Annotated in this window: 18 protein-coding genes; all 18 read right to left on the reverse strand. The window is 73.3% G+C overall.

Features of this window, described 5'->3' with window-relative positions; translation table 11 throughout:
• Positions 1-37 precede the first annotated feature (37 nt).
• The 18 genes from lgt to rpoZ all read right to left on the reverse strand — a co-directional run bounded on the left by lgt (position 38) and on the right by rpoZ (position 16,717).
• The gene (lgt, locus tag MTO99_RS05305; protein WP_435520801.1) at positions 38-1,048 is read right to left on the reverse strand and encodes a prolipoprotein diacylglyceryl transferase; all 1,011 of its coding nucleotides are present in this window, start codon (positions 1,046-1,048) and stop codon (positions 38-40) included.
• A gap of 55 nt (positions 1,049-1,103) precedes the next feature.
• Positions 1,104-1,886 carry a tryptophan synthase subunit alpha gene (gene trpA / locus MTO99_RS05310; RefSeq protein WP_243557601.1) on the reverse strand — a complete coding sequence of 261 codons (783 nt, stop codon included), beginning with the start codon at positions 1,884-1,886 and terminating at the stop codon, positions 1,104-1,106.
• Complete coding sequence (trpB, locus tag MTO99_RS05315; protein WP_243557602.1) at positions 1,883-3,094, reverse strand: tryptophan synthase subunit beta; 1,212 nt, start codon at positions 3,092-3,094, stop codon at positions 1,883-1,885. Before trpB ends, trpA begins: the two co-directional genes overlap by 4 nt.
• A complete protein-coding gene (trpC, locus tag MTO99_RS05320) occupies positions 3,094-3,867 on the reverse strand; it encodes an indole-3-glycerol phosphate synthase TrpC (RefSeq protein ID WP_243557603.1) in 774 nt (257 codons plus the stop codon). Before trpC ends, trpB begins: the two co-directional genes overlap by 1 nt.
• A 2-nt stretch (positions 3,868-3,869) precedes the next feature.
• Entirely contained in the window at positions 3,870-4,103 is a 234-nt protein-coding gene (locus MTO99_RS05325) for a DUF6704 family protein (protein ID WP_243557604.1), read from the reverse strand.
• A gap of 88 nt (positions 4,104-4,191) precedes the next feature.
• A complete protein-coding gene (locus MTO99_RS05330) occupies positions 4,192-4,929 on the reverse strand; it encodes a Trp biosynthesis-associated membrane protein (RefSeq protein ID WP_243557605.1) in 738 nt (245 codons plus the stop codon).
• Positions 4,926-6,449 carry an anthranilate synthase component I gene (locus MTO99_RS05335; protein ID WP_243557606.1) on the reverse strand — a complete coding sequence of 508 codons (1,524 nt, stop codon included), beginning with the start codon at positions 6,447-6,449 and terminating at the stop codon, positions 4,926-4,928. The genes MTO99_RS05330 and MTO99_RS05335 overlap by 4 nt, the downstream gene beginning before the upstream one ends.
• Complete coding sequence (gene hisI / locus MTO99_RS05340) at positions 6,446-6,847, reverse strand: phosphoribosyl-AMP cyclohydrolase (RefSeq protein ID WP_243557607.1); 402 nt, start codon at positions 6,845-6,847, stop codon at positions 6,446-6,448. The genes MTO99_RS05335 and hisI overlap by 4 nt, the downstream gene beginning before the upstream one ends.
• A complete protein-coding gene (gene hisF, locus MTO99_RS05345) occupies positions 6,844-7,605 on the reverse strand; it encodes an imidazole glycerol phosphate synthase subunit HisF (RefSeq protein ID WP_243557608.1) in 762 nt (253 codons plus the stop codon). The genes hisI and hisF overlap by 4 nt, the downstream gene beginning before the upstream one ends.
• 12 nt (positions 7,606-7,617) lie before the next feature.
• Positions 7,618-8,457 (reverse strand): ATP phosphoribosyltransferase, encoded by an 840-nt coding sequence (hisG, locus tag MTO99_RS05350; protein ID WP_243557609.1) that lies wholly within the window; start codon positions 8,455-8,457, stop codon positions 7,618-7,620.
• A 49-nt stretch (positions 8,458-8,506) separates the two neighbouring features.
• On the reverse strand, positions 8,507-8,770 hold the full coding sequence (locus MTO99_RS05355) for a phosphoribosyl-ATP diphosphatase (protein WP_243557610.1): 264 nt from the start codon (positions 8,768-8,770) through the stop codon (positions 8,507-8,509).
• On the reverse strand, positions 8,767-9,459 hold the full coding sequence (gene rpe / locus MTO99_RS05360; RefSeq protein WP_243557611.1) for a ribulose-phosphate 3-epimerase: 693 nt from the start codon (positions 9,457-9,459) through the stop codon (positions 8,767-8,769). Before rpe ends, MTO99_RS05355 begins: the two co-directional genes overlap by 4 nt.
• A 10-nt stretch (positions 9,460-9,469) precedes the next feature.
• Positions 9,470-10,972, reverse strand: coding sequence for an RsmB/NOP family class I SAM-dependent RNA methyltransferase (locus tag MTO99_RS05365; protein ID WP_243557612.1), 1,503 nt, complete (start codon positions 10,970-10,972; stop codon positions 9,470-9,472).
• On the reverse strand, positions 10,969-11,895 hold the full coding sequence (gene fmt, locus MTO99_RS05370) for a methionyl-tRNA formyltransferase (RefSeq protein WP_243557613.1): 927 nt from the start codon (positions 11,893-11,895) through the stop codon (positions 10,969-10,971). Before fmt ends, MTO99_RS05365 begins: the two co-directional genes overlap by 4 nt.
• Before the next feature lie 94 nt (positions 11,896-11,989).
• Positions 11,990-13,948 (reverse strand): primosomal protein N' family DNA-binding protein, encoded by a 1,959-nt coding sequence (locus MTO99_RS05375; protein ID WP_243557614.1) that lies wholly within the window; start codon positions 13,946-13,948, stop codon positions 11,990-11,992.
• A gap of 1 nt (position 13,949) precedes the next feature.
• Positions 13,950-15,143 (reverse strand): methionine adenosyltransferase, encoded by a 1,194-nt coding sequence (gene metK, locus MTO99_RS05380; RefSeq protein ID WP_243557615.1) that lies wholly within the window; start codon positions 15,141-15,143, stop codon positions 13,950-13,952.
• A 46-nt stretch (positions 15,144-15,189) separates the two neighbouring features.
• Positions 15,190-16,446 (reverse strand): bifunctional phosphopantothenoylcysteine decarboxylase/phosphopantothenate--cysteine ligase CoaBC, encoded by a 1,257-nt coding sequence (coaBC, locus tag MTO99_RS05385; RefSeq protein WP_243557616.1) that lies wholly within the window; start codon positions 16,444-16,446, stop codon positions 15,190-15,192.
• A gap of 13 nt (positions 16,447-16,459) precedes the next feature.
• The gene (gene rpoZ, locus MTO99_RS05390; RefSeq protein ID WP_149161896.1) at positions 16,460-16,717 is read right to left on the reverse strand and encodes a DNA-directed RNA polymerase subunit omega; all 258 of its coding nucleotides are present in this window, start codon (positions 16,715-16,717) and stop codon (positions 16,460-16,462) included.
• Positions 16,718-16,744 lie beyond the last annotated feature (27 nt).

Genomic DNA, 16,744 nt, shown 5'->3' on the forward strand with positions numbered 1-16,744 from the left:
GCGGTGCCGCGTCGGAGCTCGCGAAACGGTGGGAACGTTACTCGGAGGCGGGACGATCAGGGCTTGTGGCTGCCGTCGCGCCCTCTGCGGGCTCGCCCTCGACGCCGTCGTCGAGAGAGTCTGAGTCGGACTCGGTGTCGTCAGAGTCTACCTCAGGGTCGGGACGCACCCACTCGCGCCCCGGAACGTAGACGCTCGGCTCCAGACCGGGGTGGCGACGACGTTGCACGAGGATGAGCACGATGCCGATCACGACCGCGGCCCACGCCGCCCAGACGTTCACCCGGATGCCCAGGAACATCTCGCTCGGGTCCACCCGGATCGACTCGAAGAACGACCGGCCGAGGCCGTACCAGATCAGGTAGACGCCGAACGCCTTGCCCCAGCGCAGGTTGGCGCGACGCTCGAGCAGGATGATCACGGCGACGCCGAGCAGGTTCCAGATCAGTTCGTACAGGAACGTCGGGTGGAACAGTGTGCCGTCTTCGAGCCCCTGCGGCCAGGCGGGGTTGGTGCTCTCGATCTCGAGACCCCACGGCAGGTCGGTGGGCGCACCGAACAGCTCGTGGTTGAACCAGTTGCCGATCCGGCCGACGGCCTGCGCGACGAGCAGGCCGGGCGCGAGCGCGTCGGCGAACGACCAGAACCGCAGACCGGTCAGCCGGCAGCCGATGAGCACGCCGACCGCGCCGCCGAGGAGCGAGCCGAAGATCGCGTTGCCGCCCTCCCAGATGTTCCAGATCGCACCGGGCTGGAACGGGTTCCAGATGTTCGCGCCCTCGTAGAAGTAGTCCCCGGGGTGCGTGAGCACGTGGTAGAGCCGCGCACCGATGATGCCGAGCGGCACCGCCCACAGCGCGATGTCCAGCACGATGCCCGGTTCGGCACCGCGCTTGGTCAGCCGGCGCGACGTGATGACGACGGCCAGGATGATGCCCAGCAGAATGCAGAGCGCATAGGTGTGCAGGTTGATCTGCCACCCGAAGAGGTTGATCTCGAAGATCTGCCACGCCTCATCGGGGCTCGGAATGCTGAAGGGGGCTGACACGCTCGGCGTTGCCTTTCTCGTGGGATGCCCGCGAACGGGCCTCGAAGAGCCTACTTCACGCGGCCAGGGTGCCGCGTGCGAGGTCGGCCGCGAGGCGGCCGACCCCCTCGACGCCGCCGTCGCCGAGCGCCTTCACCAGCGCCGAACCGACGATGGCGCCGTCGGCGTACTCGAGGACTTCGCGCACCTGGTCGGGCGTCGAGATCCCGACGCCGACGCAGGTGCTGTCGCAGCCGTGGGCGCGCAGGCGCTCGACGACCGCGCGCGCGGCCGCGTCGACGTCGCGGCGCGCACCGGTGATGCCCATCGTCGACACCGCGTACACGAACCCGCGGCTCTGCGCGACGACCCGATCGAGCCGATCACCGGTCGACGAGGGCGCGGCGAGGAAGACGCGGTCGAGCCCGGTGCGCTCGGATGCGGCGATCCATTCGGATGCCTCGTCGGGAATGAGGTCGGGCGTGATGAGCCCCGTGCCGCCCGCCGCGAGCAGGTCGTCGGCGAACCGGTCCACGCCGTACTGCACGACGGGGTTCCAGTAGGTCATGACCAGGATCGGCACGTCGATCTGCGAGGTGATCTCGCGGACGGCGGTGAAGCCGTCGCGCAGCCGGAACCCGTTGCGCAGCGCCTCCTGGGTGGCAGCCTGGATCACCGCGCCGTCCATCACGGGATCGGAATACGGCAGACCGAGCTCGATCGCGTCGACCCCGTTCGAGGCGATCGCGACGGCGGCGTCGATCGACTCGGCGAGATTCGGGAACCCCACCGGCAGATAGCCGATGAGCGCGCCCGTGCCGGCGTCGACCCGCGTGCGGATGGTGTCGCGCACGCTCATGCCTGCGTCGCCCCTTCGTCGATGAGGCCGAACCAGCGCCCGGCGGTCTCCATGTCTTTGTCGCCGCGGCCCGAGAGGCTCACGAGGATGACCCCGTCCGGTCCGAGCTCGCGCCCGAGTTCGAGCGCGCCGGCCAACGCGTGGGCCGACTCGATCGCGGGGATGATGCCCTCGGTTCGGCTGAGCAGCCGCAATGCGTCCATCGCGGCGGCGTCGGTCACCGGCAGGTACTGCGCTCGCCCGATCGCGCTGAGCCAGGAGTGCTCGGGGCCGACTCCCGGGTAGTCGAGCCCGGCCGAGATCGAGTGCGAGTCGCGGGTCTGGCCGTCTTCGTCCTGCAGCAGGAAGCTGCGGGCGCCGTGCAGCACGCCCGGACGGCCGAGCGTGATGGTCGCGGCGGTGCGGGGCGTCTCGTGCCCCTCTCCCCCGGCCTCGAAGCCGTAGAGCGAGACATCCGTGTCGTCGAGGAACGCGTGGAAGATGCCGATCGCGTTCGACCCCCCGCCCACGCACGCGGCGACCGCGTCGGGGAGGCGGCCGGTGAGCGCGAGCACCTGCTCGCGCGCCTCTTCGCCGATGATCTTCTGGAAGTCGCGCACCATCGCCGGGAACGGATGCGGGCCGGCCGCCGTGCCGAAGATGTAGTTCGTGTGTTCGACGTTGGTGACCCAGTCGCGCAGCGCCTCGTTGATCGCGTCCTTCAGGGTCGCGGTGCCGTGTTCGACCGCGATCACCTCGGCACCGAGTAGTCGCATCCGGGCCACGTTCAGCGCCTGTCGCTGGGTGTCGACCTTGCCCATGTAGATGGTGCAGTCGAGCCCGAACAGGGCGGCGGCGGTCGCGGTCGCGACGCCGTGCTGCCCGGCACCGGTCTCGGCGATCACCCGGCGCTTGCCGATGCGCTTCGTGAGGATCGCCTGGCCGAGCACGTTGTTGATCTTGTGCGAACCCGTGTGGTTCAGGTCTTCGCGCTTCAGGATGATGCGGGCGCCGCCGGCGTGCTCGGCGAACCGCGGCACCTCGGTGATGATCGACGGGCGGCCGGCGTAGTTCACGAGCAGGTCGGTGAGCTCGCGCTGGAACTCGGGATCGTTCCTAGCGAGCTGGTAGGCGTCGGCGAGCTCGTCGAGCGCGGCGATGAGCGATTCGGGTACGAACCGGCCGCCGAAGTCGCCGAAGTACGGCCCGGTTTCGGTACGCAGGGACATCAGTCCTCCAGGAATCGTCGGAGGGTGGATTCGGGGTCGCCGTCGGTGACGAGCGCTTCGCCGACGAGGACCACATCGGCGCCGGCGGCACGGTAGTGGGCGACGTCGGCGGCGGTCTTCACGGCCGATTCGGCGACGCGGACGGCGTCGGCCGGGATGCGCTCGGCGAGCCGGCCGAAGAGGTCGGCGTCGAGTTCGAACGTCGTGAGGTCGCGGGCGTTCACGCCGATGAGCTTCGCGCCGAGATCGGCGGCACGGTCGACCTCGTCGGCCGAGTGGGTCTCGACGAGCGGGGTCATGCCGAGCTCGAGGATGAGCGCGTGCAGGTCGGCCAGCACCGGCTGGTCGAGCGCGGCCACGATCAGCAGCACCAGGTCGGCGCCGGCCGCGCGGGCTTCGAACACCTGGTAGGGCGTCGCGATGAAGTCCTTGCGGAGCACCGGCAGCGAGACCGTGTCGCGCACGAGTTCGAGGTCGGCGAGCGAACCGCCGAAGCGGCGCCCCTCGGTGAGCACGCTGATCGCGCTCGCGCCGCCCTGCTCGTAGCTGCGGGCGAGCGCGGCCGGGTCGGTGATCGCGGCCAGCGAGCCGCGCGACGGGCTGGATCGCTTGATCTCGGCGATGATCTTCACCCGGTCGGCCGGCGCCAGCGCGGTGAGCGCGTCGATCGCCGCGGGGCGCGCGAGCGCCGCGCGCTCGACTTCGGCGAGCGACCGCTCGGTCTCGCGAGCGCGCGCGTCCGCGACGGCGTTCGCCGTCAGGTCGGCGAGCACTCTCAGTGGACCTTCGGGGGCGCGACCTTGGCGCCGCCGACGCCGTAACCGGCACGCGCGAGCGCCCAGCCGACGATCAGTCCGACGACGAGCAGCCCGGCCGCAGCCCAGACCAGCCAGGCCAGTTCGAAGAAGAACGCGGCCGTGCCGATGACGAACGCGATGAGCATGATCGTGACGGCGGTCCACGCCGCGGGCGAGTGTCCGTGGCCGGGATCTGCGGTCTCAGTGCTCATGATGCTCCTTCGTTGCGGGGGTCGGGTGTCAGTCTAGCGGGCGTGCTCGCGGCGGCACGGCGACCGACCGGGTGGGGCGGTCGGGAGGTCAGGCGGTCGGGTCGTCGCCCCGGCTCAGCTCGTCCCAGTCGTCGATCGCGCGGTCGCGTGCGGGACGGGGACCGGCTGCTCCGGTGCCCGGCGAACGGTCGGATGCCTCGGAGCGGGCCGGGGAACCGGACGCGGTCGGCTCCCCCGTTCCGTCGGCGGGACCCGGCGCGTCGGCGCCGCCGGCGTCGGGCGCATCGCCCTCGGGAGCGGTCGTCGACGCGAGTCGGGCACCGCTGCCGTACCGCCGCGACCCCGCCGGCCAGCGATGCCCCGTGACGAGCACCAGTGCTCCGGCGGCCGCGACGACGATGCCGCCCGCCAGTCCGACCCACGGCCAGATCGTCGCCGTGGTCTCGGCGAGGAGTTCGGCGACCGGTGCCGTCCCGGTCACCCCGGTGGCGTCCGTGACGGCGGGGGCGACCGCATCGACCACGTCGCCCAGGCTCGTCGAGACCGCGAGCACGAGGCATCCGCCCAGCACGACCGCGAGGACGCCCAGCAGCACCCGGATGCCGGGCCCCGCGATCGCCAGCGCACCGGCGAGCGCGAGCCCGGCGAGCGCGAGCGCGGCGAGCGCGGGGCTCGCGACGTCACCGCGCACCGAGAGCGCCGCGCCGGTTCCGGCGCCCGCGGCGAGCCGGACCTCGAACCATGCCTGACTCCACGAGAGCAGCGCGAGCCCCGAGCCCGCGATCACCGCGAGGATGGCGGGCAGCTTCGCGCGGTCGGGGGTCACGATCCCACCCGTCGCAGGGCGTTCGCGATCGCGACCGCCCGCAGGGGTGCGGCGGCCTTGTTCTGCGACTCCAGGAACTCGCTGTCGGGGTCGGAGTCGGCGACGAGCCCGGCGCCCGCCTGCACGTGGGCGACGCCGCCCGCGATGGTCGCGGTGCGGATGGCGATCGCGAGGTCGGCGTCGCCGCCGAAGCCGAAGTAGCCGACCACTCCCCCGTAGACGCCGCGCTGGGCGGGTTCGAGTTCGTCGATGATCTCCAGCGCGCGCGGTTTGGGCGCGCCGGACAGGGTGCCCGCCGGGAAGGTGGCGCGGAACACGTCGACCGCGTTGCGGCCCGGCGCCAGGTCGCCCTCGACGCTGGAGACGAGGTGCATGATGTGGCTGAACCGTTCGACGCGCATGAACTCGGTGACCTCGACGGTGCCGGCGATGCAGACCTTCGCGAGGTCGTTGCGGGCGAGGTCGACGAGCATGAGGTGCTCGGCCTGCTCCTTCGGGTCGGCCAGGAGCGCCGCCTCGAGGTCGGCGTCGTCCTCGGGGGTCGCGCCGCGCGGCTTCGACCCGGCGATCGGGTGGGTGTAGACCCGGCCGTCCTCGACTTTCACGAGCGCCTCGGGCGAGGACCCGACGATGAAGTACGGGTCGCCCGCCGGGGTCTCGAGGTGCAGCAAGTACATGTAGGGGCTCGGGTTGAGGGTGCGCAGCACCCGGTACACGTCGATCAGGTCGGCCGTGGCGGGCTGCTCGAACCGCTGCGACAGCACGACCTGGAAGACGTCGCCCTCGCGGATGTACTCCTTCGAGCGCTCGACCGCCGCGAGGAAGTCGCCGCGGTCGGTGCGGTGGGCGGGGGCGGGGGCGGCCGACAGGTCGATCTCGGCGAGGTGGGCGTCGGCCGGCCGGGCGAGGGCCGCCTGCAGACGATCGAGCCGGGTCTGCGCGTCCGCCCAGAGCTCGGCGGGCGCCTCGTCGCCGTCGTTCAGCACCGACGCGACGAGCTGCACCGTGCCGGTGCGGTGGTCGATGACCGCGAGTTCGGACACGAACGCGAACGCCTGACCGGGAAGGTCGATCTCGGCGGGCGGCCGGTTCGGCAGATGCTCGATCTGACGGATCGCCTCCCAGCCGATGAAGCCGACGAGGCCGCCGGTGAGCGGCGGCGCGCCCGGCACGTCCTCGGTGGCCCAGCGGCGGTGCAGGGCTTCGAGGGCGGCGAGCGGGGTCAGCGCGGATGCCTCGCCGAGTGCCCGTTCGGCCGAGAGGCCGTGATCCTGCCACTCGACGACGCCGTCGCGGTCGGTCAGCACGCCGTAGCATCCGGCGCCCACGAACGAGTAGCGCGACCAGATGCCGCCCTGCTCGGCCGACTCGAGCAGGAAGGTGCCCGCTCGGCCGGCGGCGAGCTTGCGGTAGATGCCCACCGGCGTCTCGCCGTCGGCGAACAGCTCGCGCACCACGGGCACCACGCGCCGGCCCGGCAGCAGCCGCGCGAATGCGTCGAACGCCGTGGTGGCGCTCATCCGCGTTCCCCGGCGACGACCTGGAGCCGGTCGGCGTCGAAGCAGGTGCGGGTGCCGGTGTGGCAGGCCGCGCCGACCTGGTCGACCTGCACCAGCAGGGTGTCGGCGTCGCAGTCGAGCGCGGCCGATTTGACGTACTGCGCGTGGCCCGAGGTGTCGCCCTTGCGCCAGTACTCCTGCCGGGAGCGCGACCAGAACGTGACGCGCCCCTCGGTGAGGGTGCGGCGCAGCGCCTCGCGGTCCATCCAGCCGAGCATGAGCACTTCGCCGGTGTCGTGCTGCTGGATGATCGCGGGCAGCAGGCCGTCGGCGTTGAACGCGGCACGATCGAGCGGGTCGCCGCCGGGCGTCCACGGCTCGTCGTCGCGCTCGAGCTCCTCGTCGTCGGGTGCGCTCATCGCACGGTCCTCCCCTCGGCGCGCAGCGCCTGCTTCACATCGCCCACGGTCAGCTCGCCGTTGTGGAAGACGGATGCGGCGAGCACCGCGTCGGCGCCCGCCGCGACCGCCGGGGCGAAGTGCTCGACGGCACCGGCGCCGCCGGAGGCGATGACCGGCACGCTCGACAGTTCGTGCATGAGGGCGACGAGTTCGAGGTCGAAGCCCTGCTTGGTCCCGTCGGCGTCGATCGAGTTGACCAGCAGTTCGCCGGCGCCGAGCTCGATGCCGCGCCGCGCCCAGGCGAGCGCGTCGAGGTCGGTCTCGGTGCGCCCGCCGTGCGTGGTGACCACGAAGCCCGACTCGGTGCGGTCGGACCGCTTCACGTCGAGCGACAGCACGAGCACCTGCGCCCCGAACCGGTCGGCGATCTCGGCGATCAGCTCGGGCCGCGCGATCGCGGCGCTGTTCACACCGGCCTTGTCGGCGCCGTGTCCGAGGAGCCGGGCGACGTCCTCGGGCGAGCGCACGCCGCCGCCGACGGTGAGCGGGATGAACACCTGCTCGGCGACGCGCTGCACCATGTCGTACGTGGTCGAACGGTCGTCGACCGTGGCGGTGACGTCGAGGAAGGTCAGTTCGTCGGCCCCCTGCGCGGTGTACCGCGCGGCGAGCTCGACCGGGTCGCCGGCATCCCGCAGGTTCAGGAAGTTGACGCCCTTGACGACGCGGCCGGCGGCCACGTCGAGGCACGGGATGACACGGACGGCGAGGCTCATCGCTGCCCCCTCCTACAGCCGGGCCGCGTGGATCGCGCTCACGAGGATGGCGCGGGCGCCGAGCTCGTAGAGCGTGTCCATCACCTGGTTCATGCCGACGCGCGGAATCATCACGCGCACCGCGGCCCACTCGGGGTCATGCAGCGGCGAGATCGTGGGCGACTCGAAGCCCGGGGCGGCCGCCGTCGCGGCGTCGAGCTTCGCGACCGGCACGTCGTAGTCGAGCAGCACGTACCGACGGGCGACCAGCACGCCCTGCAGACGCCGCAGCAGGGTCTGCGTGCCGGGCTGCACGACCCCCGAGCCGATGTACACCGCCTCGGACTCGAGGATCACCGGCCCGAACATCTCCAGGCCGGCCTGACGGAGGGTCGTGCCCGTCGACACGACGTCGGCGACCGCGTCGGCGACGCCGAGACGAACCGCCGACTCGACGGCGCCGTCGAGCTTCACGAGATCGGCCGTCACGCCGTGGCGGGCGAGGAAGTCGCCGACCAGGCCCGGGTAGCTGGTCGCGACGCGCACGCCCTCGAGATCGGCGAGGTCGGCGTACGCGCCCGGGGGGCCCGCGAACCGGAATGTCGAGTCGCCGAACCCGAGCGCGGCGATCTCGACCGCCTCGGAGCCCGAGTCCAGCAGCAGGTCGCGGCCGGTGATGCCGACGTCGAGCGCACCCGAGCCGACGTAGGTGGCGATGTCGCGCGGGCGGAGGTAGAAGAACTCGACCCCGTTGCGCGGGTCGGAGACGTAGAGCTCTTTGCTGTCCCGGCGGCCGGTGTATCCGGCCTCGTACAGCATCTCGGCGGCGATTTCGGCGAGCGAACCCTTGTTGGGCACGGCGATGCGGAGCATTCCCTGGCTTTCGTGTCGACGGAACTGATCGGTCATGGCGGAGGCGCGATCAGAGATGTCGGTACACGTCGGCGGGCGAGAGCCCCTTGGCGAGCATGAGCACCTGCAGGTGGTAGAGCAGCTGCGAGATCTCTTCGGCCGTCTCGTCGTCGCTCTGGTACTCGGCGGCCATCCAGACCTCGGCCGCCTCCTCGACGATCTTCTTGCCGATGGCGTGCACGCCGGCGTCGAGCTGGCGCACGGTGCCGCTGCCCTCAGGGCGGGTGCGGGCTTTGTCGCTCAACTCGACGAAGAGCTCGTCGAAGGATTTCACCCTAGAAGCCTACCGGTGCGCGGCGCGTCGTCGTGGCGGTGCGCGGCGACCGCCTCGCGCAGCGCCGCGATCTGCTCGGCGGGCTCGCCGCGGAACACCGCGGAGCCCGCGACGAACGTGTCGGCGCCGGCGTCCGCGGCGATGCCGATCGTGTCGACCGTGATGCCGCCGTCGACCTGCAGCCATACGTCGACGCCGCGTGCAGCGACCGCGTCGGCCACCCGTCGCAGCTTCGGCATCGTCTCGGGCATGAACGACTGCCCGCCGAACCCCGGTTCGACGGTCATCACGAGCACCTGGTCGAACTCGTCGAGCAGGTCGAGGTAGGGCGCGGCATCCGTGCCGGGCTTCAGGGCGATGCCCGCCCTCGCGCCGATCTCGCGGAGCCGGCGGGCGAGCCGCACCGGGTCGGCGGCGGCTTCGACATGGAACGTCACACTCGCCGCGCCCGCCTCGGCGTACCCCGGCGCCCAGCGGTCGGGGTCGTCGATCATGAGGTGCACGTCGAGCGGCACCGGCGAGACCTGCACCAGCCGCTCCACCATCGGCAGCCCGAACGTCAGGTTCGGCACGAAGTGGTTGTCCATGATGTCGACGTGCACGAGATCGGCGGTCGCGATGCGCGAGAGTTCGTGCTCGAGGTTCGCGAAGTCGGCGGCGAGGATGCTCGGGTTGATGCGCGTCGTCATGGGCGGCAGCCTATCGAGCGGCGGCCGCGGGTTCGGCCTCGGGGCGTTTGCGCACGAGCGCGATGAACATCGCATCGGTGCCGTGCCGGTGCGGCCACAGCTGCACGGTGCGGCCGTCGCCGCCGAGATCGAGCGGCCGGTTCGCGACCTGCCGCACCGCCGCTGCGGTGTCGAGCGGCTCGGCGGCCTCGCCCCAGCGCTTGAGCGCGGCGGCGATCGTGCCGTGCGTCTCGGCGGTGTGCGGCGAGCAGGTCACGTAGGCGAGGATGCCGCCCGGCGCGAGCGCCGCGAACGCGGCATCGGCGAGCCGTGCCTGCACCGCCGTGAGCTCGGCGACGTCGGCCGGCTGTTTGCGCCACCTCGCCTCGGGCCGGCGCCGCAGCGCGCCGAGGCCCGTGCACGGGGCATCCAGCAGGATGCGGTCGAAGCCGCCCGGCGCACCCAGCTCGGCGGGGTCGAGGTCGGTGCCGTCGCCCACGCGCACGTGCACGTCGAGCGGCACCGCCGCGATCGCGCGGCGCACCAGCTCGGCGCGCGCGGGCACGAGCTCGTTCGCCGCGAGCGCGGCACCGCCGGCGAGCGCCTCGGCGGCCAGCAGCGCGGTCTTGCCGCCCGGTCCGGCGCACAGGTCCAGCCAGCGCTCCCCCGGCTCGACCGGTCGGGCGCGGCTGAGCGCGAGGGCGGCCAGCTGCGAGCCCTCGTCCTGCACGCGGATCCGGCCCTCGTGCGCGGCCACCAGGGCGAGCGGATGCTCCGCGGTGAAGCCGACCGGCGAGTACACGTCGGGCGCGCCGAGCTCGTCGACGGCGGCGTCGCCGAGCCCCGGGAGGGCGACGAGGTTGACGACGGGCGACGCGTTGTCGGCGTCCAGCAGGGCGCCGAGCTCGTCGGCGCGGCCCTCGTGGGCGAGCGCGCTGCGCAGCGCTCGCACGATCCAGGCCGGATGCGACGTGGTCGTCGCCAGCCGCTCGGTGTCGTCGCGTGCGGACTCGGCGAGGCGTCGCATCCACTCCTCGGCGTCGGTGCGGGAGACCTGCCGCAGCACCGCGTTCACGAAGCCGGCCGCGGCGGGCGCCACCCGGTGCGCGAGCGCGACGGTCTCGTTCACGGCCGCGTGCGTGGGCACGCGCGTGGCGAGGAGTTGGTGCGTGCCGAGGCGCAGCAGGTCGAGCACCGGGGGGTCGATGCGGTCGGTCGGCCGCCCGGCGGCGTCGGCGATCACCGCATCCCACGTGCCGAGCCGGCGCAGCGTGCCGTAGGTGAGCTCGGTCGCCAGGCCCGCGTCGGAGCCCTCGAGCCCGGCCCGCTCGATGCGGGCGGGCAGCAGCAGGTTGGCGTACGAGTCGCTCGTGCGCACCGCCTCGAGCACGTCGAAGGCGACCACCCGGGCGGGTGAGACGGATCGGTCCCGGCGGCTGCCCGACGCTGCGCCACGCGAGCCGGCGCCGCGTGCGCGTCCACCGCTCGGGCGCGATGCACGCCGGCCGGAGTCGGCGCCGCCGTCCCCGCTCATCGGGCGACCGCCTCGTCGACGCCGAGGCCCCGCCACCAGTCGGCGGCGGCCATCGCGGTGCGCCCGGCCGGCTGCACGCGCACGAGTCGCAGCGCACCGTCGGCGGTCCCGACGAGCACGCGCTTGCCCAGGAGCGCCACGCGGCCCGCCGGCAGGTCCGGCGCATCGGCCACGGGCTCGGCGTCGAGCACCTTCAGCCGCACCCCGTCGACCTCGGTGAACGCGCCGGGTTCGGGGGTGACACCGCGCCGGCGGGCGTCGACTTCGGCGGTGGGCCGGGTGAAGTCGAGCCGCGCATCGTCGATGGCCAGCTTCGGCGCGAACGTCGGCTCGCCGTGCTGCGGGGTTGCGACGGCGGTGCCGTCGGCGATCCCGTCGACGACGTCGGCGAGCAGTCCGGCGCCCAGGTCGGCGAGTTCGTCGAGCAGGTCGCCGGCGGTGCGTCCCGGTGCGATCGGATGCCGCAGCTCGCCGTACACGTCGCCGGCATCGAGTTCGGGCACGAGCCGGAACACGGATGCCCCGGTCTCGGCGTCGCCCGCGATGATCGCGCGCTGCACGGGCGCGGCACCCCGCCAGGCCGGCAGCAGCGAGAAGTGCAGGTTGATCCAGCCGTGCGCCGGCGCCGACAGCAGCGGCTCGCGCACGAGCCCGCCGTACGCGACGATCACGCCGAGGTCGGGGCGCAGCGAGGCGATGCGCTCCCCCGCGTCGGCGTCGAGCCGGGCCGCTTCGATGACCGGCAGCCCCAGCTCGGCGGCGGCCTGCGCGACCGGCGACGGCGTGAGCACGCGCTTGCGGCCGAGCGGCGCGGCCGGTCGGGTGACGACCGCCGCGATCTCGTGCGGGCCGTCGGCGATCCGCCGCAGGGCGGGCACGGCGGCGGCGGGGGTTCCGGCGAAGACGAGTCGGAGGGCTGGCACACTCCATTCTCCCCCGGCCGGGGCCCGCACCGCGCGCGGCGGTCGGGCGGCGGCCGCGAACCGTCCGGATGCGGGCGGACGCCGCCGACGCGGGTCAGGGAACGGCCGGGTCGTCGAACCGGACCCGGAGCACCGGCGGCCGCTGGGGCCGACGGCCGGCGACCGGTTTGCGCCGCTCGGTGGCCGTGCGCACCGCCTCGGCCCGCAACGCCGCCGCGACCGCCTTGCCCGAGGCGTAGTCGAACCGCACGATCGCGCGGTCGAGGCCGTCGTCCAGGTGGACCGGGCCGAGCACGTCGACCCCCGCAGCGGCTCGACGTGCGGCCTCCGCTGCGCCGGCGACCCGGTCGGCGGCCGCCGTCACCGACGCGATGCGCACGGCCGGCGGGAACCGCAGCGCCCGACGCGCGTCGAGCTCGGTCGACGCCCAATCGGGTTGGCGCCACGTCGCGAACGCGGTGCCGAGGGCGCCGCCCACCCCCACCAGATGCACCGGCGCCCCGGGGGCGGCCAGCGCCGCCGCGTTCGACCACCAGCGCAGGCAATCCTCGGCGACCCGCAGGGATTCGCGCAGGAGCATCCGTTCGCCGTCGAGGAGCAGCACCGCACGATAGCCGCCGTCGGCGACGGGCTCGGCACCCCGCGTGGCGACGACGAGCGCCGGACCGGCATCGACGCGCACGACCTGCCGCTCGCCGTCCGAGAGCACCACCTTCGCGCGCGGGAACGCCCGCCCGAGCTCGTCGGCCGTCCGGGTGGCGCCGATCGTCGCCGCCCGCAGCGCGGTGCCGTCGCACACCGGGCACCGCCAGCCCGTCGTCGTGGTGCCGCACAGCGTGCACGCGGCCCGACCCCCGTCGGCGGGCACCGCGATCGTGCCCCCGCACGCGGCGCAGTGCGCCGTCTCGCGACAGCGGGCGCAGGTCATCAGCGGCACCCGACCGGGCCGGGCGACCTGCACCAGCACGGGCCCCTCGGCCACCGCCCGCTGGGCCTCCCGCCACGCGATCGACGGGATGCGGGCCGAGCCCGGCTCGGCCGAGTCGGCGCGGGCGGTGAGCACGATCCGCGGTCGTGCAGCGCGCACGGGGGCGATCTCGTGCACCCAGTCGAGCTCGACGAGCCGTTGCACGTCGACGCTGCGGGTGTGCGCGGCGAAGACCAGCGCGGCACCCGACTGCTCCTGGCGCACCAGCGCCGCGTCGCGGGCGTGCACCCCCGGGGCGAGGGGTTCGGCGTGCAGCGGGTCGCCGTCGTCCCAGATCGCGATCAACCCGAGGCGCGCGGCCGGCGCGTACACGGTCGACCGATTCCCGACCACGATGCGGGCCGCGTCGCCCGTCGCGGCGAGGAACGAGCGGTACCGCTCGGCACCCGTCTGGCGGGCGTCGGCGCGCAGCACCCGGCGTGGATCCACCAGCCCGGCGAGCGCCGTCTCGACCTGCTCCTGGTCGCGATGGTCGGGCACCGCGATCAGCACCGACCGGTCGGCCGCGAGCACGTGCGCCGCCGCCTCCGCGAGCGTGGCCGCCCACGCGCCGACCCATTCGCCCGACGGGGTGCGGCGCATCCCGGGCTCGACGCGCAGCGCCATCCGCTCGCCGCGCGCGAGGCCCTCCTCGACGCGTCCGGCGGCGAACCCCGAGACCGGCGGCGGCGCGGTCGGCAGGTCGCCGGCATCGGCCGTGCCGGCGGCCCAGGCCTTCTCGACTCGCACGTAGCGCGGCGGGATCGCGAGCCGCAGCACGTCGCTCGCGTTGCCGGCGGCGCGGTCGGCGACCGCGCGCGCGAGCGCCCACACCGAGGGCGTGAGCACCGGGACGGTGCTCACGACATCTTCGACCTCGCTCAGCTCCCCCGGGTACGCGCTGCGGTCGGCGAGTTCGACGACCCAGCCGTCCGCGATGCGACCGCCCGTGCGCAGCGGCACCCGGACCCGTGCGCCGGTCTGCACGGCCTCGGCGAGCCGCGCGGGCACCCGGTAGTCGAACAGGTGATCGAGCTGGGGCAGCGGCGAATCGACGAGCACCCGCGCGACCGCGCCGTCGGTCATCTCAGACGCCGGCGGCCTGACGCAGGTCGTCGACGCGGTCGATCCGCTCCCAGGTGAAGTCGGGCAGCTCACGGCCGAAGTGCCCGTAGGTGGCCGTCTGCGCGTAGATCGGGCGGAGCAGGTCGAGGTCGCGGATGATCGCCGCCGGGCGCAGGTCGAACACCTCGCGGATGGCGCGGATGATCTGCTCGTCGGGCAGCGTGCCGGTGCCGAAGGTCTCGACGTACAGGCCCACCGGCGAGGCCGCGCCGATCGCGTACGCCACCTGCAGTTCGAGTCGCTCGGCGAAGCCCGCGGCGACCGCGTTCTTCGCCACCCAGCGCATCGCGTAGGCGGCGGACCGGTCGACCTTCGACGGGTCCTTGCCGCTGAACGCGCCGCCGCCGTGCCGGCTGGCGCCGCCGTAGGTGTCGATGATGATCTTGCGGCCGGTCAGGCCGGCGTCGCCCTGGGGGCCGCCGATCTCGAAGCGGCCGGTCGGGTTGATGAGCACCTTCAGGTCGTCGCGGGTGAGCTCGACGGTGTCGAGCACGGGCCGGATCACCACCTCCTCGACCTCGGCGCGCAGCTGCTCGGTCGACACCTTCGGCGAGTGCTGGGTCGACAGCACGACGGTCTCGATCGTGCGCGGCGTCTGCCCGTCGTAGCCGATGGTCACCTGCGTCTTGCCGTCGGGCCGCAGGTAGTCGAGCTCGCCCGCCTTGCGAACGGCGGCGAGCCGCTCGCTGAGGCGGTGCGCGAGCCAGATCGGCACCGGCATGAGCTCGGGCGTCTCGCGGGTGGCGTAGCCGAACATGATGCCCTGGTCGCCGGCGCCCTGCCGGTCGAGCTCGTCGACGCTCGACCCCTCGCGGGTCTCGAACGCGTCGTCCACCCCCTGGGCGATGTCGGGCGACTGGCCGCCGATCGAGACGGACACCCCGCAGCTGCGGCCGTCGAACCACACGTCGGACGAGTCGTAGCCGATCGAGGTGACCCGCTCGCGCACGATCGCGGGGATCTCCACGTAGCCGGAGGTGGTCACCTCGCCGGCCACATGCACGAGACCCGTGGTGACGAGCGTCTCGACGGCCACCCGGGAGTGCGGGTCGACGGCGAGCAGCGCGTCGAGGATCGAGTCGGAGACCTGGTCGCAGATCTTGTCGGGGTGACCCTCGGTCACGGACTCGGAGGTGAACAGACGCAGATCGCTCATGGGGACGCGGATTCCTCTCGGCGGGCGAACGGGGCGGGCGTGGTCGTCACGAACTGGGTGCGAGCTTCGAGACAACCACGTCAAGGATGCCCTGCGCCACCGACGATTTCGTTCCATGAAGCTCGGCGACGACCGTGTCGTCGCCGTCGACCACCGTGACGACGTTGTCGTCGGCGGCGAATCCCGCCGTCCAGCCCACCCGGTTGACCGCGAGCAGGTCGGCGCCCTTGGCACGCCGCTTGGCGCGGCCCAGTTCGAGCAGCCGTTCGGCGTCGGGCTCGGTCTCGGCGGCGAACCCGACCAGGAGCGTGCCGTCGTGCGGCTCGCGGCCGAGTTCGGCGAGGATGTCGGGGTTGCGGACGAGTTCGAGGGTGAGCCCGTCGTCGGACCCCGGGTCCTTCTTGAGCTTCGCCTCGCTGACGACGGCCGGCCGGTAGTCGGCGACGGCGGCCGCCATCACGACGACGTCGGCCCCGACCGCCGCCTCGCGGACCGCGTCGCGCAGTTCGAGCGCCGTCGAGACGGCGCGGATGTCGCACCCCTCGGGCCGGGCCACCTCGAGGTTCGCGGCGATCAGGGTGACGGATGCACCGCGCTCGCGCGCGGCCTCGGCGATCGCGACGCCCTGCTTGCCGCTGGAGCGGTTGCCGAGGAACCGCACCGGGTCGAGCGGTTCGCGGGTGCCGCCGGCGGTCACCACGACGCGCCGCCCGGCGAGGTCGCCGACACGCGTATCGGATGCCTCGCGGCCGGCGTGCTGCGCGGCATCCGGTTCGCCCACGACCGCGAGCGCAGCCGCGACGATGTCGTCGGGCTCCGACATGCGGCCCGGGCCGCTGTCGGCGCCCGTGAGCTGCCCGACCGCCGGGCCGACGACGGTGACGCCGCGCTCGCGAAGCGTCGCGACGTTCGCCTGCGTCGCCGGATGGCGCCACATCTCGGTGTGCATCGCGGGCGCGACGACCAGCGGCGCCTCGCTCGCGAGGACGGTGTTGCCGAGCAGGTCGTCGGCGAGGCCCGCGGCGAGCTTCGCGATGGTGTTCGCCGTCGCCGGCGCGATCACGATGAGATCGGCGGCCTGGCCGATCGCGACGTGACGCACCTCGGCGACGCCCTCGTAGAGGTCGACGTGCACCGGGTTGCGCGAGATCGCCTCGAGCGTCGGGCGGCCCACGAACCGCAACGCAGCCTCGGTCGGCACGACGTGCACGTCGTGGCCGGCCAGCACCAGCGCACGCACGACGCCGACCGCCTTGTAGGCCGCGATGCCGCCGGCGATGCCGACGACGATGTTGAGCGGCATCGGGCGGGCCCGGTTACTCGCCGATCGGGGTGAGCCGGAGCTTGTCCTCGTTGATCTCGTGCATCGCCACCGTGAGCGGCTTGTCGTCGATCGACGAGTCGACCAGCGGGCCGACGTTGTCGAACAGGCTGCCCTCGTGCAGGTCGGCGTAGTAGTCGTTGATCTGACGAGCGCGCTTGGACGCGAAGATCACGAGCTGGTACTTCGAGTCGACCTTCGAAAGCAGGTCGTCGATGGGCGGGTCGATGATGCCGGACAGCTTCTCAGCCAAAGCAGAACTCCTTGTTCGAGCGATGCG

The organism is Agromyces larvae, assembly GCF_022811705.1.
In the GTDB taxonomy this organism is placed as follows: domain Bacteria; phylum Actinomycetota; class Actinomycetes; order Actinomycetales; family Microbacteriaceae; genus Agromyces; species Agromyces larvae.

What these genes read in the sequence shown, in the direction of transcription:
- trpA (WP_243557601.1), bottom strand. Translation starts at nt 1,886, where the DNA reads ATGAGCGTGCGCGACACCATCCGCACGCGGGTCGACGCCGGCACGGGC.
- trpB (WP_243557602.1), bottom strand. Translation starts at nt 3,094, where the DNA reads ATGTCCCTGCGTACCGAAACCGGGCCGTACTTCGGCGACTTCGGCGGC.
- MTO99_RS05325 (WP_243557604.1), bottom strand. Translation starts at nt 4,103, where the DNA reads ATGAGCACTGAGACCGCAGATCCCGGCCACGGACACTCGCCCGCGGCG.
- MTO99_RS05335 (WP_243557606.1), bottom strand. Translation starts at nt 6,449, where the DNA reads ATGAGCGCCACCACGGCGTTCGACGCATTCGCGCGGCTGCTGCCGGGC.
- hisI (WP_243557607.1), bottom strand. Translation starts at nt 6,847, where the DNA reads ATGAGCGCACCCGACGACGAGGAGCTCGAGCGCGACGACGAGCCGTGG.
- hisF (WP_243557608.1), bottom strand. Translation starts at nt 7,605, where the DNA reads ATGAGCCTCGCCGTCCGTGTCATCCCGTGCCTCGACGTGGCCGCCGGC.
- hisG (WP_243557609.1), bottom strand. Translation starts at nt 8,457, where the DNA reads ATGCTCCGCATCGCCGTGCCCAACAAGGGTTCGCTCGCCGAAATCGCC.
- rpe (WP_243557611.1), bottom strand. Translation starts at nt 9,459, where the DNA reads ATGACGACGCGCATCAACCCGAGCATCCTCGCCGCCGACTTCGCGAAC.
- MTO99_RS05365 (WP_243557612.1), bottom strand. Translation starts at nt 10,972, where the DNA reads ATGAGCGGGGACGGCGGCGCCGACTCCGGCCGGCGTGCATCGCGCCCG.
- MTO99_RS05375 (WP_243557614.1), bottom strand. Translation starts at nt 13,948, where the DNA reads ATGACCGACGGCGCGGTCGCGCGGGTGCTCGTCGATTCGCCGCTGCCC.
- metK (WP_243557615.1), bottom strand. Translation starts at nt 15,143, where the DNA reads ATGAGCGATCTGCGTCTGTTCACCTCCGAGTCCGTGACCGAGGGTCAC.
- coaBC (WP_243557616.1), bottom strand. Translation starts at nt 16,446, where the DNA reads ATGCCGCTCAACATCGTCGTCGGCATCGCCGGCGGCATCGCGGCCTAC.